Below are 15,991 nucleotides of genomic sequence, written 5' to 3'. Positions count from 1 at the left end.
TCAGGGATGGGGCGGCACGCAACTCGCGCCAACCGCCAGGCGCTGTCGTTGCAAGCTGCCGGAACCGGCCATGGTGAGTTCCACGCCGGGCACGCCTTGTGTCGCCTCGCCTTGCAGCGGATCGCCGCGGTCGGCCCGTGCACACAACCACCATGACAGGGTGCCGCGCTCCGATGTCGACTTGAAGTGTCCTTGCTGACCGAAGGTTACGACCCCGGCATCGGCGGCATTCGCCACCATCGCCCCGGATGGCACGGTATGCCGAAGCAGAGTGAAGTCTTGTACTCCTTCGGCATAAGAGCGATTCGCCCCTTTCGTGCCTGCCGCATAGGCGTAGACGATCCAGCCATCGGCGTAGGACGCATCGTCCGAACAATCCTCACCGGTGCTGCTCGGGCAGAGCGAGACAAAGGACGCCCGCTGCACGGCTTCGTAACGCGCATAGGTGAGGTCTGCCCACAAGGCATTGGCGGCTCCGTTGACTTGATGGCGAAGCCAGAGGTCGCGGAAGCTCGGAGCCGCGATCGTCGCCAGCACTACCAGTACAGCCAGCGTGATGATGAGTTCCACCAGCGTGACGCCTCGCGTCCGTCTCTTGTCACTTCGCGTCGGCATCACCAGCAACGCCCATTGGAATTTCGCGATGCATCGGATGCCCCGGGCAACCGGGTACCGGTGTTGTCGATGGACAACGCACCACACACATCCGCGCCCTGCATGCCCTGCCCTGTTGCCGTAGCGACATAGGCCTGCCCCTCGCCGTTCGTGTCCTGCAAGGTGACTTGCGCCAGGTAGTGCCCCGACTCGGAGAGTGCGGATGCTGTCGACGCGTAACCGATCGCCACGAGATCGCCATAGCGATGCTGGACGGCGTAGTAACGCTCCTGCGCGTTGGCGATGTGCATGAGCAGCGCCTGTCCTTCGGCACGGCGTGCGCGATACGTGTAACGGCTGTACGACGGTATCGCGATCGCGGCAAGTATCGCCACGATGGCCACCACCACCATGAGTTCGATCAGCGTAAAGCCGCGCAAGCGGTTCATGACTTGCTCCCTGTCATTGATTGTTGATGAGCGCGCGCCACGAGCGGCGACGCCAGATGGCGTCGCCCACGGAGAACGCGCTTCCGTCAGCGGACAAGGTAATGCCCGGCAGATAAACCTTCCCTCCGCCCACGCTGATGGCGGCAGGTAACGAACCGCCAGTCGGAGCATTGGTAATGCGCGCTCCTGCTTGTGCGTAACCCGAATCCCAGCCACCGACGGCGCCAAAGTCGATGCCACTGGCGGCGCCACCGGTGGCCGCATCCACTACAAGCACGGCGCCCTGCGTGGCGGGATTGCAGGGATCGCTCTTCTGCGGAATGAGCGTCGTGACAATGGCACGATTGCTGTCGAACAGCGCCGTGGCGTCCACGACGACGCGCTCGCCCGGATTGGTCTGCTTGCCGTCGCTACCCGCGATCTGCAGCAGGAAATACCAACCTCCCACGGCATTACCCGCCGAATTGGTCAGTGGCATCGCGTGCCTGGTCAGGCCGCGCACATCGCCCTTTTCATAGAGCACCTGCTGCACCAGCGGCGTGACTCCCTCGATCACCGCTGCGGCTCCTGTCGTGCCGGGATCCCGGATGCCATATACAGCCTGCACCTTCGTCGCCCCGTCGATGACGTTGTCGCTGCTGCCGAGGTACTTTCCGGTACCGAACACCACGACGAAATTGCGCGTGGCCGGATCGGGAAACAGCCGCGGCATCACCGTAATCGGGCGTTGCCCCGGCACGGCTGGCTGGAACAGCAGATCCACGCTCCAGCGTGATGGATCCTCGTCGCTCAGGTCGAACCGCCAGACGTTGCCCTGCAGGTCGCCGGCAAACGCCACGTCATCCACCTGATCGCCCTGGTAGTCGCCGAGCACGGGCGTGGTGAGCCCGTCGCTGGCGATGCTTTTGCCGGCCACGGTGACGGGCGTGCGCAGCTCCCTCAGCAGCGTGCCGGTCTGGGCGTCGAGCACGAACAGCGAGCTGAACTTATTGGACGCCGCCGGCGCCGTGCTGTCTGCGGGAAAATAGCCGCTTGGCACCAGCACGACCCATTTCCCATTGGCCAGGCGCCCTATGTTCGGACGGCCGAAGGTATATCCCAGGTTGGAAGCGTCCCCCGTTTCACTGGTGGACGTATGGTGAAACTCCCACAACACCTTGTCCGCGGGACCTGGTGAGCCACGCGTGCTTCCAACCTCCACCGCTCCCGGCTCGGTGATATCCAAGGCATAGACGCCACGCCCGCCCAGGCGAACGCCGGCGACAAGCAGGGTGTGCCATCCCACACGACTGCCTGAGCTGAAGTACACGTCGCGAACCACGGGCGTGCCATCCACTGTCGGCGCGTACTGGAAATGGGTCAGCGCACTCAGCCCGCGCAACCCTCCATAGACGGCATAGGGCACATAGGCCCAACGCTCCGCACCGGGATGCGGCGCGACATCGACAGACGCAGGATCGGTACCCGCAGCGGTGGCATCGAAAGCATGCAACATGCCGTCGTTGGCACCGACATAGAGCGTCGGGGCACGTTTGAGGTGATCGGCGACGAACTGCTCGTAGCTGTGCAGCAAGCGACCATCGGGCCCAACGGCCATTTCCGGCGCTCTTTCTTCAGGATGGCCGGGTCTGGAAGGAAAGGCATCGCGATAACCGCTGGCGGGATATGCGACGTAGGCAGCCTGCGCATTGACCACCGCGCCGAGCACGGAACTGCGCTGACGGAACGTTATCCCCTCCTTGGCCCGGACGCCGCGGATCCAGTCCAGTCGTTCGCTGCCGGTGGAGTCAGTGGCAAACGCGGGATCGACCGAGCGAATGGCATCGAGTACGTCGGTCCCTCGGAATGCGGCCCCATGACCGGCGCCAGGGGCCGTGCTGGTGAGGATGATGCGATTGTCCGTGGTACCGGCACGAGCCTCCAGAAGGTCAGAGGCGCTCCATAGGGATCCGCCGAGGTTGCCCGATTCATCCACGCGCACCGCCTGCACCACGCCGCTCCAGTCATCGCTGCTGAAACCGGTCCGGAAGTAGGCGGCATCCGTGCCGAGCACCGTGCTGCTTATCGCGCCTGCGGTCGATGCACCGCTCCTTGCGACGATACTGTTGATGACCTGCCGGATCTGATCGATCAGCTGTTGCGGATTGTTGGCGTTGAACAAATCGCCACGACTGTTGATGGCGGCATGCCAGGTGTCGTCAGTCTTTGCCGGCATATCCAAAAGTTCGTCGTTTGGCAGCGTTGCCCAATCGGACCAGGTCTTCAGTCCCTTGCGCAGATCGGTAAGGTCATCAGGAACACTGAGTTCACCGTCCAGGCCGAAGGTCACCACGAACTGCACCAGGTGCTGCCAGGTGGCCGGATCGTTGGCGGGATTGAAATAGACCTCATCGGGCAGCGACTTGGGATCGCTGCCTATGGGCGTCGAGATCGTCGTGCCGGTGACACCTGTTGTCCTGTCCGGCAGGTATGGCACCACGTCGTTCTTAAGGTCGGGACGCAGATCTGTTGCCCAGTAGTGGAAGGCAACGTCGGCAAATCCCGAGAGATTGTGTTGCGAAGGCCCGCCACCAAATATCGTCGCAGCCGCACTACGTGGGTCGTATCTGCGGCCGTCGGGCAACGTGATGGCTGTCTGGTCGGGATTCGCTGCCACGTGTACGGAACCACCCGACCCCGTCGAGTCCACCCAGCTCGAGGTGAATCCGGAATCCTGGTTCCAGCCGCCATCCGTGACCAATAGGCTGTAATTGCGGCGACAGCTCAGCTCCTTGCCGGACGCCGCGTCAAAGTAAGGGTTGGTCTCGGACATTTTTGCGTTGGACGGACCGAAATAGTTGGCCACCCTGGTCATGGCGCCGCGCGTCGGCGTCCCGCCGTTGGGCTGACTGGCAAGCACGAAGTCCATCAGTGCCTTGAATTGCGTCTCGTCGGACAGCGGCCGGATGATCGCCGAGTTGCTCAATAGTCCCTCACTCAGTCGCTGCCACTGCACACGGATGGTCCTCGGCACGCTGTCAAAGGCGCGCGCGAGCGCCGAGCGTGCAGCCTGGTTACGCGTGCGATAGAACCCGTACCAGATCGTGAAATTCTTCTTCTGCGCATCGCTCAGCGTGGACACGTCGACGGCCACGTACTTGGTGGGATCGAACAGATCGCGCCTGCTCGCGGGATTCCCCAGGAAGCGGTAGAAAAAAGCGCGGGCATTGCCACCATCGGGGTCAGCGAATGGGAACGGCATGTAGCCGTCTGCCACCTTGCATTGCATCGAGGCAGGATGACTCTTGCTCGCCGGATAGATCGTCTCAGGCTCGATCGTGTTGCCGCCCCACCAGTAGATGGCGTAACTCGTCAGCAGATTGCGCACAGCCTTGCTTCCACCCGTATTGGCGGCAACCCCGTCTTCCCATGCGGCGGTGAAACTCCCCGGATCCATGGGCGTGCCGTCCGACTTCTTCGGAGCAACGTAGGTCTGGCTCTCGTCGTAGTAGATCGTGTTAACCGCCGGCGAAAAATTCCAGGGATGAACGACCTTGGTTGCATCGGCGCTATACCAGCCGCAGATGCGCGCACCGCTGATCGGATCGGTGATGTAGCCGGAATACGCGCCGTAGGCCGTCTCTCCGTCCCCCAGGTACCCGGGCACGAATGTCTTCTTCATGCTGTTGGAGTCGTCGTAGGTCAGGACGATATTGGGCGCCACCGCCGGTGTGAGCTCCGGGGGCGTCGCCGACAAATCCACCGTCCCGGCATGTACCGCCGACGTCATCGCAGCGCCGCCTAATACAACCATCAGCGCCAACCCTGGCACCATCATTGAACGCATGGGCAGCTCCTTCTAATCGCCCTTGGCTGAGAACGTGCTCTCGAACACGCGGACGGTGTTTGCGTTTCCGCCGGTCGAGCGCGCCGTGATTCGATAGACGTGACGCGACGTCGACGTATAGCCGACGCTCCCCGCACCACTCGCACCCGACTCATGCTGAATGCCCGTATCCGGAGGCAATTCCGGGCCCAGGTCTTCGATGAGGTAGCGCGGATTGCGCGCCAGCGCGGCGTTGCCTGCCTGCGACGCGGGACTGGTAAAGTCGACGCCGCCACTGCCTGCGTTGTATTCGGTGCCGTATGCGGACACCCAGCCAGCGCTTGTACGAAAGACTTTCACCGCTTCGACCGGACCGGTGAGCGGATCGTTGAGATAGCAGTCCGTGAGCACGGCACTTCCGCACCTCAGCGCCGATGAGGTGGCGCTTGCCGTCCACAACCGCCACTCGGCACCGCGCAGCGCTGCTTCGGCCCCCATCTCCGCCTGCTGCGCATCGCGGAGCCCGCCGGCCATACGCTGCTGGAGCAGCGAGTGACTGGCCGCGGCAATGCTCAGCAACGTGATCAACATGAGGAAGACCAAGGCGACAACGAGCACGGCCCCCTGCTCACCCCGGCGGCCTGTCACTCTTCGACGAAACGTGTGATGCATCAGCATGCTGTCCTGTCCAGAAACCCCATCAGCGATGTGCCCAGCTCAAGGGTTGTAGTTGCGCACGGAAACCAGCGCGATGAATTCGCGCCTGACTTTCTGCTTGGCGAAGCCTTGCGCCATCGGCGTGATCCGCCGCCCCTGCGCATCGGGTGCGGCGGGCGTCGCGATGCCATCGAGTTGGTACGCGTACATCTGCTCCTGCGGGGTAAGCGTGTAGAGAGGCTTGTCCGCTGCTACGAGCAGGCGCACCTCGATGCTCTTCACCGCACGCCACAGGCATCCCGGGTCGCGCTCCAACGGAAGCGGCGCAGCAGGCGGACAAGCGATCGCTCCGCTTCCATTGCTGTCCACCTCCTCTGCCGAGAGGTAACGGGTGTGACCGTTGCTGTCTTCAATGCCATACAGGAAATCGAGCCGCTCCACACCGCGAACCATCTCCTGGCTTCCATTGCGGTCCTTTCGCATCAAGGCCCCGGTCGTCGTGCCATCGTCATTGGAGACCACCTTCACGAAATAGGTCACCGTGAGGAAATCGGTATTGAAGTCGAACAGCCGCGGTGCAGCCTGGGCGGGGCGCGCCACCGGAGCGGTGAAGTTGAGCGTGGGTTCGGGCACCAGATCAGCATTGCCGCTGACGGCAAAGACCTGTCCACCCGAGCAGTCGGACAGCATCGCGAGATCGCCCGCCTTGAGCTCCGTCAGCGGTGGCTCACCACTGGCCGGGGCGAGGTGAATGGAAACGATGCTCCCGGATGGCTCGCTCACGACATAGCTGCTTCCACCCAGCGCCCAGCCTCGCGAGCCATCCACGTAACGCAACGTGAGCACGCTCGTGCCGATGACACGGCTATCGGGCGACTGGCCCATTGAAGGCACCACGGTCGTAGGCGGATTGATCGGCTTGCACGTCGCACCGTCGCAATCGTATCCGCGCATCCATAGGAACGACGGCAGCGAATAGGGTTCCATGGGTGTCGCCGGATAGGTATTGCTTCCCGACACGGATCCCCACCGCGTGGTGAGGTCGCCCGCGTTCAAGGCGCCCAGCAGGTTTCTCGCATAAACCACCGGTGCACGAAGGCCATCCAGATAAACGCCGCTACCTGCCTGCGATGCAACGCCGCCCGTCGACGTGCAGTACTGCGCATTGGCCATGCGGAGATCGTCAACAATACGCCCCACCGCATAGCGCCCCTCTTCCTGCACCTGCGCCAGCTGGTTCTGTGCACGACTGCTGGCCGATGTCGAAAGGAAAATGCTCACGATGCCCGCCGCCACCAGCAGGCCAAGCGCCATGGCCACCATCAGTTCGACCAGCGAGAGGCCGACCGTCTTTCGCCAATGCATCTTGCGCGTCATGGCTGGAATACCCAGGCGAACGTCTGACCCGCCGCGTCAGCGTTCTGATGGTCGCCGGCTTTTTGTTCAATCCACGAAACCGTCATCGTGCAATGACCGCCGTAAGGAGGCCGCATGCCGATCTGGGCGGAGGGGTTGTAGCTGAGCGAGCCCATGCCCCTGCATTGGATGCGCGCGCTCGCGCCAGGCAACTGGCTGTCGAGCAAGCGACTCCACAGCACCTGGTCACGCGTCGCCACCGCGGCGGGCGCGCATGGCGTGCGCGTGTCGCACGACGTCGCTCCCGTGCCGATGGGATAAGCGTCGCTGTTGTAGTTCCCGCTCCAGACGCCAATGGGATTTGCGCGCATGCGATCGGCCATGTTGTTGGCCAGAAATGCGACCTGCGTGCGCAGGTAGGCCGACTGGTTGGAGCGCGCGGACATCACCATCATGCCGGCCAGGCCTACCAGGCCGAACGCAAAGACAAACACCGCCACGAGTACTTCGATCAGCGACACGCCGCGCTGGACATACTGGCCATCCATGACCGCTGCTCCCTTCAGACAGGAACAAACTCTAGGATTCGTTTTTCCTTATCGCGCCGGAGTCCCGACGAAAGGCGTGAAAAGGCGGATGAATGGCAAGCGCCATGGCGCCAGCACCGGTAAGCGTCATAGCGCTGTGGTGCATTGCCACGCCTCACTGGCGTTCTACGACACGAGCGCTCGCGATTTCCGACAAATGTTGAAGCTGTCGGCTTACACGTGCCCGCAGAGAAGGCGTGATTGCGAAGAACCATCTCGTGTGCCTGGCAGATGGTGATCGAGTTCTTCTTCTTTTCCACCAGCAATCTGGCTCTCGCGGAATCGCCGCGAGGCACAAGCCACTTCGATGGAGCGGACTCCTTTACAGCAAAGCGAAGTCTTGCGATGCGCCCCTACCGCAGACGTCTACCATCGCGAGTGATGGCGTCGACATCGACTAGCCAGGCGAGTGATGCCCGAGATTCTCGCCCTTCTCGATCGCCGTCTCGACGGCGAGTCGAACGCGTGCCTCGCAGCCGGTATCGCTTGACTCCCGGGACATCACTGTTCCGTTTGGGTGTCCACACCAGTTGCCGGCAGAGGTGTGCACCACTGCGTCCCACCTGATGTGGTCGCCGTCAGCGCGGCTCCAGTCGGCACTGTAGGAATATCCGTCGTGCGTTCCCGTGAAGGCTGCCATATACGAGGTCCTCCCCCGCAGGTCGCCCCGGTACCGGGGCATGGCTAACGGTCGGATTGCGAAACCCATTCCAGTCCTCGCATGACCGAGGCTTCGATGGCGGTTTCGATGAGTGAGGGCGGCCAGTCTTCGACGTAGGTGGCGCCATCGATACTTCGAACGCAATTACCCTCCGTCATGGTCGCGATCCAGATCGCGTCACCATGGATGCCGCTCTCGTACGAGATGCGGACTTGCGCCCCTCGGAAGTCGAAGGAGAACGATGGCATGCCACGTCACACCTTTCCCCCTGGTCGGGCCCATCGTCTGCCTCACGCATGAGGGCTGCAAGTCAGCCATTCGGCAGATCGCGGACCTGGCATGGCGCGGGACCGCGCCGGGCAAGTAAGCGGCGGCATGCGAGCGCAGGTAGAACAGGCGGCTGCCGGCCAGAAACCGACATCGCCGCTACGCAGGGATGTTCGATCCGCCCTCAGTTTCTTGCGGGAGCGTCGGGCGAATCGTACAGGACGGCTCGCCCGGACATGGCCCGGCTCACCAGCAGCCAGCGGTAACCGGTCCCCGCGTGCCGGCCTGATCAAGCGTCAGGCTGCCACAGACGGTATCGCGCTTCTGCTGCGCATTGATGGGTTTGGCCTGGATCTGGTAGCTCGTTGTCTTGAGCACGGGCAACGAATACTCGTAGTTGTTGCCCGTCTGCGCCACCGTCATGCAATCGAGCGTGGGCAGGCTGTTGCCCGCAGCCGTGGCGCTGTTGCCAGCCTGGTCATAACGCATGTACGTCGCGTAGTAACGCTCCATATAGTTGGCGGCCTGCGCCAGGCAGCCTTCGGCAGCCACGCGATTGCCCTTCACCACTTGCTTGGAATACGACGCGATGGCAATGGAGGCCAGAATGGCGACGATGGCCACGACGATCATCATTTCGATCAGCGTGAAGCCGGCGCTTTTCATGCGTCGCAACCGCTCGGCCCGACCGGACTGCGCCGGGACCTTCGGGTGCTGGCCGACCTGCGCAATGCACTTGCTCATGTAACGCTCCTTCACTGTGCGATCAGCTCACGCCACGACACGCGCGTCTTGTTGGTGCCGCCGCCCGAGGTCTGAATGCTGCTGTGGCTACCGTTGTCGAAACTCGTCAACATCGTGCCGCCGGTAAAGATTGGGTTGTTCGGCAAGGAGCTGAAGCCGATGCCGGCCGAAGGCGTGCCGTTGACGCCGTCGGACGAATTGACCTTGCCGTCACCGTTGAGATCGAAGAAGTTCGTCTGCGGATTGGTGCCAGTGAACGGGTCTACTGCCATTACCCAACCGGTACCCGACGGGTTGCACGCGTCGTCCGAATTGGGGATGCGTGTGGTGCCGAGCAGGTAGCTTCCCTGGAACTGGTTGGGCGTCACCATGCGTTCGCCCTGCTGCTTGTACGTGGTTGTCTTGGTGCTACCCGTGCCGCTGCTTGAGGGTTGCTGCAGGTCCATGAACCAACCGGAGAGGCCCGTCATCGAAGCGGCGTCTGCCGTCGTCGTGACCGTACGGCCAGCCGAGGTCGTCTGGGTGGAGCCATCTGCCAATGTCTTCGTGACGGCCGCCGTCTCCGAGGTGATGTAGCGCTGCACCAGCGATGCGCGCGTCTTGTCGGTCTGCGCCGAGATGGCCGTGTTGCTGCTGCTCGGCGTCGAAACGATCAGGCCATACCAGGTCTGCGTGCTCGTATCCGACAGGTCGGCGTGGGTGAGGTACTTGCCGGTGCCGAAGAACAACCAGACATCGCCATTGGAGTTCTTGCCCACCAGCATGCCCGCGGTTATCGGCTGCCGCTTCTTGCTGCTGTCGGTTGCGGTGAACAGCAGCGTCCCCGCGCTGGATCCGCCGGTCAGGTCGAACGACCAGACATTACCGTTGAGATCACCGGCATACGCCACGGTGCTGATGCCGGTCGTGGGCGAGTTCATCCAGACGGCGGGAGCGGCAAGACCCGTTGTATCCGTCGTCGTGTAGACGCTCAGGGCCCCGTCGGCGAGGGCAAACTGCAGGAGCGCGGATTTACCCGCAGCACTGTTGTAGCCGTTGCCGATCAGTACGGCCCAGGTTCCGTCGGCGACCTGCGCGACCACCGGCTTGCCGGTCATCTGCCCGATGTACTTGCTATTGTCGTCGGGCCAGGTGGCCGACGAGTCAGCGGCGGAACGCTCCCACAGGAACTTGATCTTCGTCGGATCGGTGACATCCAGGGCATACACCGCCCTGGCCAGGCCACGGCCGGTCGTTCCCACCAGTACCGTCTTCCAGGCTTTGCCGACATAGACGTCGGCCACGGTCAGTTCGCCATCGTTGAAGAACTGGTGCGGCAGGCTGTCGGCACCGTAGTTCTTGTTGGAGAGATCGACGATGCCCGTCGCGCTGCCGCCGGTAATGACCGCGCCAGGAAGATAGGCGTAGCTCTCGACACCCGTGGAGGCATTGAACGCGTGCAGATAACCGTCGTTCGCCGCCACGTAGAGGGTTCCCGCACGATTGGCGGCCGCACCCGTGGCATAGGTCGAATAGCTGCTCACGGCCGAGAACGATTCACCGAGAAACTGGTTAGCGGTGGGCGCACCGACATAGACCGGCTGGGAGTTCACGATGTCGCCGATCGGCGTGGCGCGGGTGCGGTAGACACCGTTCTTCTGGCTGACTTCCTTCGACTGGTCCCCGCGCAGGTAATTGATCATGTCGGTCTGCGCGCTCGCGCTGGAACCCAGTGCAGTCAACTGGCCCGTCGACAGTGCCGGCAGGGTCGTGCCGTTCATCTGGAACGCCAGATAGGCCTGGCTGCTCGGGTTATAGGTATAGATGTTGCGGCTCGCTGCAACGGGCAGCATCTGCGAGGCCGTCCAGTTCGGGTTGAGCGCGAATGTGCCTGTCGTGGAATCGATCTGGTAAGCCATCAGGTCGCCCGTCCACAGGGAGGTGTGGTAGGTCGCCTGGTAGGCAAAGGTGCCCGACTGCAGCTGCGTGGAATTCGCTGCCAGGCTGGAACCCGTACCGGTACGTTCCGTCGCGCGCTTGAGCGCTTCGGCCAGGCCATTGGTGAATGCTGTCGGGCTGGTAGCCGAATAGAACCCACCATGCCCGTTCACGGCGGCGTGCGCGAGGTCGGCGATGTTGTTGATGTTGTCGGCTGCAGGAACCGGCCAGCTGAAATCCTTCGCCCAGGTGGGCGTACTGGTGCCATTGGCCCAGGTGAAAATATCGGCGATCTGGTCGCCTGAAGGCGTGGTGGTGGCCGGTGTAATGCCGGAAGGCGTGAAGCCCAATCCCATGGTGAAGGTCACCATGTGCTGCCAGAACGCCTTGTCCTCCGAGTTGATCGGGACTTCGTTGAGGGTGTTCTTGCGCAGGTCGGTGGCCCAATATTTCATGGCCACGTCAGCCAGCGTATTGGGCTGGCTGTCGCTATAAGGCGCCTTGGCCGTATAGGTGTAGCTCTGCTGGTTCGGCCCGGTGATAGCCGAGGTTGCGCTGGTTCCGTCGAAGTTGCCCACTCCCGGGGAGTTGCTCTCGTTCCAGAAGCCGTCAGTGGTGAGAATCGTGTAGGACTGGCGGCAGGCCAGCTCAGGCGTGGTGATCACCACGGGGTCGGTCGACATCGTGGACCACGGCTGGTCCTGCGTGTAGTAACTGCCAACGGCATTCAGGGCCTGGCGCAAAGGCGTGCCACCCGATGCCTGCACTTTGGACACCCAGTTCCAGAACAGCGACTTCTGGTCGTTGGATTGGGAGCCATCACCAAAGGGCTTCACCAACGCGATGTAATTGGTGCCGCTGTTGTACGTATCGGTATACGGATACAACGTTGAATTCGCACCATCAGACACCTTGGGCGGACTGGAACCACCGGGCAGGTTCTTGTAGTTGGAATTGCCGCTGCCGCCACCGTCGATCGAGCCGAAACCGACGCGGTAGTTGCTGTTGAGTCCGACAAACGCGTTCATCAGCCCGCTTTGGGCCATCAGGATGCGGGTGTGATAGTACGAGAACCAGTTGGCGGCGTTTTGCTGGTCCGACGGTTTTTCACTGCAGACGCTCGTGCTCACGCCCGCGGCGGCGCAATCGCCGGTGTGGCTGGCGATGTAATAGCGCGTATAGGAGCTGCCGCTCTTCACCGTATAGGTGAACAGACTTACCGGGCTTTGCTTGCAGAGCTTGGTGCTTGACGTGTACGTGCTACCGCTGTCGCAGGTTGCCGTGGGCGCGTAGTAGGAAATCGTGCCGCCACTACCCGTCTTCTGGCACTGCCCGATCTTGCTGCCGCTGGTGAGCGGTCCCGTGTCACCGGAGTTGCAGACCATGGTCGGCGAATAGGTATTGCTGGTGTTCGAGTAGCTCTTGCTGTAGGCGAGGCTGCTGGAATTCGCGCCATTCTTGCTCGAATCGGAGGAACCATCGTAGCGAGACAGATTGACCGTGCCTGCGGACTGCTTGAAACCATTGATCCAGGCGCTGACGAAGCTGGCATCGGGGTACGCGTTCGGGGTGGCCGCAGGGTTGGCCAGGGGCGGCGGTGAATACGTCGTTTGCGGGTTGTAATAGACGCCATTGACGCTGGAGCTGACCAGGGCGTCTGCGGTGGTGGCACTCAGGGAGCCGTAATCCGGCATGACGTCCCATGCCATGGACCCGGAGTCGTCGAGCATCAGCACGATATTGGGTGGCACGGACGGCTGCTGGATGAGCGGGCCGGAGTCAACCGTTACCGCCGCGAGCGATGATTCGCTGACGCCCCCCAGGCCACACACCAACAGGGCGGTGCACGCCAGTCGGCCGAGGAAACGTACCGTCAATGTGCGCTTTCGGGTCGACGTAGTCATGGTTTGGAAGCCGTCAGTGGGTTTGGCATGGAATACGGGTTGCCGTGCAAGCGCGTCTGGCATCAGCTCAGTGCTGCTTGATCATGGCTTGCAGGGTGACGACGGCGCGGCCTTGCGCCGCCGTCGGGGCGCCACTGCGTGCCGTAACGCGGTAATAGTTCACCGTCGTAGATAAGCCTTGCGCGCCGTAGTTGTGCGCGTTGGCACTCTGGTTGTAGCCCGTGCTTGAGTCGGGGTCTTGCCAGGTGCCCATGTTCTCGACGATGTACTCCGGCTGCCCCGTTGCCAGCCCGTCGACGGTGTAGAGACCACTGCCGGTACCACTGGATACCGGCATGATCTTTGCGGCCGTATCGGTGAACGGATTGGCGGGACACACCACGCCACCGGCCTGGCAATTGCGCGCGATATCGCCTGTTTCGACGCCAATCCGCTGCTGCGCGACGCGCATGGCCGCTTCGGCATTCTGGAAGGCGATCTGTCGGTCGTAGAGATTCGCCGACATCTTCTGCTGCATCAGCGTGCCTCGCACGGCAGCGAATCCCACCAGCGTGACTACCACGAGGAGAATCAATGCCACGACCAGCGCGACACCGCGCTGCTGAACCATGTTCGGCCTGCGATGGCACTGCCGGCGAACCACGGCAGCCGATTGGAGGGAGCGCGTCATGTCACTGGACTCGGTTGCGGAGCGTGGTGGTGGAGGTGAACGTGCGTGAGATCGGTGCCGCGTTGACACCCGCGCGCTGGTCCACGCTGATCGTGGTCAGGGTGATCTGCAGCGCATCCACGGAAGGCCAGTTGGTGACGTTGTCGGCGGTGACGAAGGCGACATCCCCGCTCTGGTGGTACTGCAGGCTCATCGCGCTCACGTCACGCACCATTTCATCGGTCGAAAGCGTGCCACCCGGGCCCAACGACTTGCGAAAAAGCGAGGAGCCGTTGACTGCATTGGTTCCCACATACCAGCTGCTGGCGGTGAGCCGGGCGACCAGGGCGTTGGCGCTGAACGTATAAGTGTTGGAGCTGGCGCATACGGTCGGGTAGCTCAGGTCCAGCGTGCAGTTACCCGGCGTACCCGTCTTTGCATGCGTCAGCGTGCTGCCCGAAACGCCGGACAATTGGGCGATGACAGCATGATCGGGGTCGCAGATGACGACGAAATCGCCCGCCGCCAGACTGGTTTTCGCCTCGTTGAGCACGATGGTCGCGCTCGATGCGGTGTCCGTCTTTACACTGACACCGGAGCCTTCGGCGCCGAGCAGCACCAGAGAGTCCGAACCCGTGCGGTCAGTACCGGCCACGGGATCCGTCTGGCTTGCGGCGTAGCCCGCGACCGGCGCGGTCCAGTTGACGAACCAGTTGGCCGCCGCCGTGTTGTTGTTGACGACGTTGGCGATGCGTGAGGCGTTACCGCAACCCGTAAGGCCGGCGGTCCGCGCGTCCCTTGCCATCAACTCGAACGCGATACGCGAGTTGCCTTGCACGTCGCTCATCGCCTTGTTGGTCCGGTAGACCTGCTGGTTGGCGAGAAACACGCTCACCACACCGCCGATCACCACCAGCCCGAGCACCATGGCCACCATCAATTCGACCAGGGTGAAGCCCTGCATGCGCCGCGTGCTCATAGCATGGCCCTCGTGGTCACCGTCTGCTGCTTGTTGCCGTCCGCGCCCTGGCGGACATCCACGAAGGTAATCGTGATGGTGCAGTCGCCGACCGACGAGCAATTGATCGCCCCCGTGGTGGTCTCGGCCACACCCAAGGTGCCGCCCAGCAGGCCGCACCACTGCACGCGCTGGCTATTGGCGAGCGTGCTCGTGTCCGTGGGACAGCTGCTCGCCTTCAACGCGGCATCGGTGTTGTAGGCGCCGCCGGTCGCATTCGTGTAGTCGGCGCGCATCGCGTCCAGGATCGAGTAGCTGGCGATGGTCGCCATGCTGCGAGCCATGGCGGTGTTGTTCGCAGACAGGGACATCGCCTGCAATGCGGCAATGCCAAGGAAGGCCACGGACAGGATCAGCACTGCGATCAGGACTTCGATCAGGCCGACGCCCCGTTGAAGCGCGGACGTGCCGGTGCGCGGCATGCGCTGCGTTCCCTCGCTGAAGGCTTCGTCCAGATAGCCATCGGCATCCTGCACGGCAGCTCCATGCCACCGCGTCTTGTCGATATTCAAGCGAATCATCAGCAGTTCACCGATTGGACTTGAACGATCGAGCCCGCGGCAATGGAAATGCGGCGACCGTTATCAGTATTGAGACCGGCAGTGCAGATCAGCACTACCTGGCCGGTGTAGGGCGATGAAGTGCCCGCCTTGGCTCCCAGGCCCTGCGGATTGAAACGCAATGCAGCGAAATCGCCGGACAGCTGGAGTGGCGCGGTGATTTCGGAGGGGCTCTTCTGGATGAGGTCCGCGGTGGTCTTGCCGGTGTCGTCCACGCCCAGGGCCATCACCGCACCTGAGTCGGTGCCGCAAGCCGTGCCGACCACATCGCTCTGGTTGAGCGCCGCCGAACTGCCACAGAGCTGCACGTAGTTGTTGCGCTTGATCGCCTCGACCCTTGCCGCGTTGATCGCATCAACGACCTCATTGGCCGCCGTGGTGAGACGGTTGGACAAGGTGATATTGCGGAAGCTGGGCACTGCAATCATGAGGAGGATGGCCGCTATCGCTAGCGTGACCATCAACTCAACGAGAGTGACACCCCGTCCCTTCGTTCGCCCACCCGGCGAACGACGCCCCTTAGGCACAAGCTGCATCGCGTTGCCCACCCCTGAGAATTCGACACGGGGGCGAATCTAGTGGGGACTTAAATGTACGTAAAGTCTTACGCCGATGAGCGGTATATTCTGGCCGGCGAACGGCATGTATTTACGGAACTATGTGACTTGGTCGACAGCTACACGTAATGAACATCTAAATCAACGTGTTATAGCTTTCTCTGAGCTGACAAAATTTAATTAAAGCAATAACTTACGCAAAATAATCGCAATTATTAGCGCAATATCCCCCGGACCGGCGCACCGTGCCGTGCCCTTCCGACAGG

The 15,991-nt window shown here is 62.4% G+C and carries 13 protein-coding genes; all 13 read right to left on the bottom strand.

Translation table 11 applies throughout. The features are described from left to right. Positions 1-615 (bottom strand): GspH/FimT family pseudopilin, encoded by a 615-nt coding sequence (locus tag EPB08_RS17550; RefSeq protein ID WP_267873361.1) that lies wholly within the window; start codon positions 613-615, stop codon positions 1-3. Next, positions 615-1,043 (bottom strand): type IV pilin protein, encoded by a 429-nt coding sequence (locus EPB08_RS17545; RefSeq protein ID WP_130620392.1) that lies wholly within the window; start codon positions 1,041-1,043, stop codon positions 615-617. Before EPB08_RS17545 ends, EPB08_RS17550 begins: the two co-directional genes overlap by 1 nt. Before the next feature lie 13 nt (positions 1,044-1,056). Continuing rightward, complete coding sequence (locus tag EPB08_RS17540; protein ID WP_130620391.1) at positions 1,057-4,869, bottom strand: pilus assembly protein; 3,813 nt, start codon at positions 4,867-4,869, stop codon at positions 1,057-1,059. A 12-nt stretch (positions 4,870-4,881) separates the two neighbouring features. Then, the gene (locus EPB08_RS17535) at positions 4,882-5,466 is read right to left on the bottom strand and encodes a pilus assembly PilX family protein (protein WP_205746384.1); all 585 of its coding nucleotides are present in this window, start codon (positions 5,464-5,466) and stop codon (positions 4,882-4,884) included. Positions 5,467-5,565: 99 nt separating this feature from the next. Then, complete coding sequence (locus tag EPB08_RS17530) at positions 5,566-6,882, bottom strand: PilW family protein (RefSeq protein WP_130620389.1); 1,317 nt, start codon at positions 6,880-6,882, stop codon at positions 5,566-5,568. Further along, positions 6,879-7,409, bottom strand: coding sequence for a type IV pilus modification protein PilV (gene pilV, locus EPB08_RS17525; protein ID WP_130620388.1), 531 nt, complete (start codon positions 7,407-7,409; stop codon positions 6,879-6,881). Before pilV (EPB08_RS17525) ends, EPB08_RS17530 begins: the two co-directional genes overlap by 4 nt. 723 nt (positions 7,410-8,132) lie before the next feature. After that, positions 8,133-8,357, bottom strand: coding sequence for a hypothetical protein (locus EPB08_RS17520; protein WP_130620387.1), 225 nt, complete (start codon positions 8,355-8,357; stop codon positions 8,133-8,135). Between the two features lie 265 nt (positions 8,358-8,622). Further along, positions 8,623-9,120 (bottom strand): type IV pilin protein, encoded by a 498-nt coding sequence (locus EPB08_RS17515; protein ID WP_130620386.1) that lies wholly within the window; start codon positions 9,118-9,120, stop codon positions 8,623-8,625. Between the two features lie 11 nt (positions 9,121-9,131). Continuing rightward, positions 9,132-12,941 (bottom strand): pilus assembly protein, encoded by a 3,810-nt coding sequence (locus tag EPB08_RS17510; protein ID WP_130620385.1) that lies wholly within the window; start codon positions 12,939-12,941, stop codon positions 9,132-9,134. A gap of 67 nt (positions 12,942-13,008) precedes the next feature. Next, complete coding sequence (locus EPB08_RS17505) at positions 13,009-13,611, bottom strand: pilus assembly PilX family protein (RefSeq protein ID WP_267873360.1); 603 nt, start codon at positions 13,609-13,611, stop codon at positions 13,009-13,011. A gap of 1 nt (position 13,612) precedes the next feature. Further along, positions 13,613-14,569 (bottom strand): prepilin-type N-terminal cleavage/methylation domain-containing protein, encoded by a 957-nt coding sequence (locus EPB08_RS17500; protein ID WP_130620384.1) that lies wholly within the window; start codon positions 14,567-14,569, stop codon positions 13,613-13,615. Next, positions 14,566-15,129: a type IV pilus modification protein PilV gene (pilV, locus tag EPB08_RS17495; RefSeq protein WP_229238395.1), complete on the bottom strand. Its 564-nt coding sequence runs from the start codon at positions 15,127-15,129 to the stop codon at positions 14,566-14,568. Before pilV (EPB08_RS17495) ends, EPB08_RS17500 begins: the two co-directional genes overlap by 4 nt. Then, positions 15,129-15,704: a GspH/FimT family pseudopilin gene (locus EPB08_RS17490; RefSeq protein ID WP_130620383.1), complete on the bottom strand. Its 576-nt coding sequence runs from the start codon at positions 15,702-15,704 to the stop codon at positions 15,129-15,131. The genes pilV (EPB08_RS17495) and EPB08_RS17490 overlap by 1 nt, the downstream gene beginning before the upstream one ends. Positions 15,705-15,991 lie beyond the last annotated feature (287 nt).

The organism is Dyella amyloliquefaciens, assembly GCF_004296575.1.
In the GTDB taxonomy this organism is placed as follows: Bacteria; Pseudomonadota; Gammaproteobacteria; order Xanthomonadales; family Rhodanobacteraceae; genus Dyella; species Dyella amyloliquefaciens.
The sequence above is the reverse complement of the archived record's forward strand: the minus strand, read 5'-3'. Positions and strand labels throughout refer to the sequence as shown.

Bases quoted from the DNA above. Each gene is read 5' to 3' on its own strand.
- EPB08_RS17510 (WP_130620385.1), bottom strand. From the start codon at position 12,941: ATGACTACGTCGACCCGAAAGCGCACATTGACGGTACGTTTCCTCGGC.
- EPB08_RS17540 (WP_130620391.1), bottom strand. From the start codon at position 4,869: ATGCGTTCAATGATGGTGCCAGGGTTGGCGCTGATGGTTGTATTAGGC.
- EPB08_RS17500 (WP_130620384.1), bottom strand. From the start codon at position 14,569: ATGAGCACGCGGCGCATGCAGGGCTTCACCCTGGTCGAATTGATGGTG.
- pilV (WP_229238395.1), bottom strand. From the start codon at position 15,129: ATGATTCGCTTGAATATCGACAAGACGCGGTGGCATGGAGCTGCCGTG.
- EPB08_RS17515 (WP_130620386.1), bottom strand. From the start codon at position 9,120: ATGAGCAAGTGCATTGCGCAGGTCGGCCAGCACCCGAAGGTCCCGGCG.
- EPB08_RS17520 (WP_130620387.1), bottom strand. From the start codon at position 8,357: ATGCCATCGTTCTCCTTCGACTTCCGAGGGGCGCAAGTCCGCATCTCG.
- EPB08_RS17505 (WP_267873360.1), bottom strand. From the start codon at position 13,611: ATGACGCGCTCCCTCCAATCGGCTGCCGTGGTTCGCCGGCAGTGCCAT.
- EPB08_RS17545 (WP_130620392.1), bottom strand. From the start codon at position 1,043: ATGAACCGCTTGCGCGGCTTTACGCTGATCGAACTCATGGTGGTGGTG.
- EPB08_RS17490 (WP_130620383.1), bottom strand. From the start codon at position 15,704: ATGCAGCTTGTGCCTAAGGGGCGTCGTTCGCCGGGTGGGCGAACGAAG.
- pilV (WP_130620388.1), bottom strand. From the start codon at position 7,409: ATGGATGGCCAGTATGTCCAGCGCGGCGTGTCGCTGATCGAAGTACTC.
- EPB08_RS17550 (WP_267873361.1), bottom strand. From the start codon at position 615: ATGCCGACGCGAAGTGACAAGAGACGGACGCGAGGCGTCACGCTGGTG.
- EPB08_RS17530 (WP_130620389.1), bottom strand. From the start codon at position 6,882: ATGACGCGCAAGATGCATTGGCGAAAGACGGTCGGCCTCTCGCTGGTC.